Source organism: Pseudomonas juntendi, from assembly GCF_009932375.1.
GTDB classification, from domain to species: domain Bacteria; phylum Pseudomonadota; class Gammaproteobacteria; order Pseudomonadales; family Pseudomonadaceae; genus Aquipseudomonas; species Aquipseudomonas juntendi.
On the sequence record NZ_BLJG01000084.1, the window covers coordinates 1 to 1778 of the forward strand.

Below are 1778 nucleotides of genomic sequence, written 5' to 3' on the forward strand. Positions count from 1 at the left end.
CCCGGGGCAACCCCGGTCTCACATGCTATGGGCCGTGCGGGTGAAGGTATGGCGAAGGATCTGCAGCGCCTGTGAGATCGAGCGCCGCCCGCGCGGCGCATCGCGAGCTGCGCTCGCTCCTTGTATGTTGTGACTGGCCTGGCGGGAGAAGTTATTCTCGTCAGGCTGAAGAAGCACTTCCGGGGAGGCCGATCGCTCCTGAAGGCAGGGTTTGCCCCTGACCTTGTACGTAGAGAGGCCCCCCGCCTCATTGCCCACCACGAAGAGTATCGAGAAGCCGACAAGTCGGACTTCGCATTACAAGGTTGCAGCGGCATGAAGTTCGAGGTCGGGGAACCGGAGGCCATTGTTACCTAATTCGCTTGGGAGAGGGAAGAATGAGTGTCTGGGTTGGCCTCGATATCGGCTCACGGACTTCGGTCGTTGGGGTGCGTAAAGATGGGCGCACTGCCGGTCAGTGGGATATCGCTCAAACCCCTGCCGGTCGCAAGGCTGCGGTGAAAAAGCTGCAGGCGCTCAAGCCTACGTCGATCGTGATGGAGGCGACCGGGATCTATTACCTGGACTTGGCCATTGAGCTGCACGCTGCCGACCTACCTGTTTCCGTGATCAACCCCAAGAGCTTCCACAACTTCGCCAAACTGATGCTGGTGAACAGCAAGACTGACGCAATAGATGCTCAGCTGCTGTCCGAGTACGGGGAGCGTATGACCCCGCGTTTGTGGACACCTCCAAGCACTGTACAGCTTGAACTCAGAGGCCTTGGCCGGCACATCAATCGTTTGGTGGGACACCGTATCAGGGCGAAGAATGAGCTGCATGCATTGCAGGCGACCGCCACAACTGCCTCAATGTTGATCGAGGATCAAGAAGAAGAGATTGCTTCACTAAGTAATCGAATCGAGCGCTTTCGTAAGGCAGGGCGCGAGTTAATCGCCCAGTGTCCAAGGCTAACTCGACAGTACGAGCAACTCCTCGCAGGCCCTGGGATTGGAGAGGTCTCGGCGCTGGCCGCCCTGGCTGAGCTGACCACGTTGCCCGAAACGCTCAAGTCCTCTCAGGTCGCTCGTCATGCTGGCCTTGATGTTCGACAGACACAGTCTGGAACAAGCATTGATAAACCTGGTCGGCTCGGCAAAAGCGGGAATGCCTATTTACGGGCAGCCATGTACATGCCTGCGCTGACGGCGGTGCGCTGCGATCCTTATGCGAAGGCTTTTTATGAGTCGCTGATCAGCAGGGGCAAGAAAAAAATGCAAGCGATCGCCGCTGTCATGCGCAAGTACCTGACAGGCATCTGGGCGTGCATGAGCGGAGATGAGCCATTTGATACGGCCAAGCTTTTCAGCTCTGAACACCTCAGAAAAGCTTGACCGCCAACAGAGTATCTACGTTTGTTTCGGGCCAATTATTCCTGTGGGATTTGCGCGCGAACGCCTTGGTGCATGCCTCAATATCGCGCCGTACAAACAAGGCGGCCGCGCGCGCCTGTCACAGGCGTTACTGGCCCGAAACAAACGTAGGAGCGAGCGCAGCTCGCGATGCGCCGCGCGGGCGGCGCTCGGTCTCACGGGCACCAAAAAATCCTGCGCTGACATTTATCTCAAAGCTTCTGATCAAAAGTTGGTCAAATCCTGAGCAATTTCCGATATAATTCGCGCCCCTCATTTTCGGCAGGCCCTGCGCGCGCTGTTAACCAATGAAACCCATCGTCAAAGTCTTCCCAGAAATCACCATCAAGAGCCGGCCGGGTGGCAAGCGCTTCATCCGCCAGCCCG

At 57.4% G+C, this 1778-nt stretch carries 2 protein-coding genes; both read left to right on the forward strand.

Features of this window, described 5'->3' with window-relative positions; translation table 11 throughout:
- Positions 1–377 precede the first annotated feature (377 nt).
- A complete protein-coding gene (locus GYA94_RS12135) occupies positions 378–1373 on the forward strand; it encodes an IS110 family RNA-guided transposase (RefSeq protein ID WP_029887815.1) in 996 nt (331 codons plus the stop codon).
- 326 nt (positions 1374–1699) lie between these two features.
- Positions 1700–1778 (forward strand): hypothetical protein (locus GYA94_RS28700; RefSeq protein ID WP_438826236.1); only part of this gene is annotated, 79 nt, incomplete at its 3' end.

What these genes read in the sequence shown, in the direction of transcription:
- GYA94_RS12135 (WP_029887815.1), top strand. Translation starts at nt 378, where the DNA reads ATGAGTGTCTGGGTTGGCCTCGATATCGGCTCACGGACTTCGGTCGTT.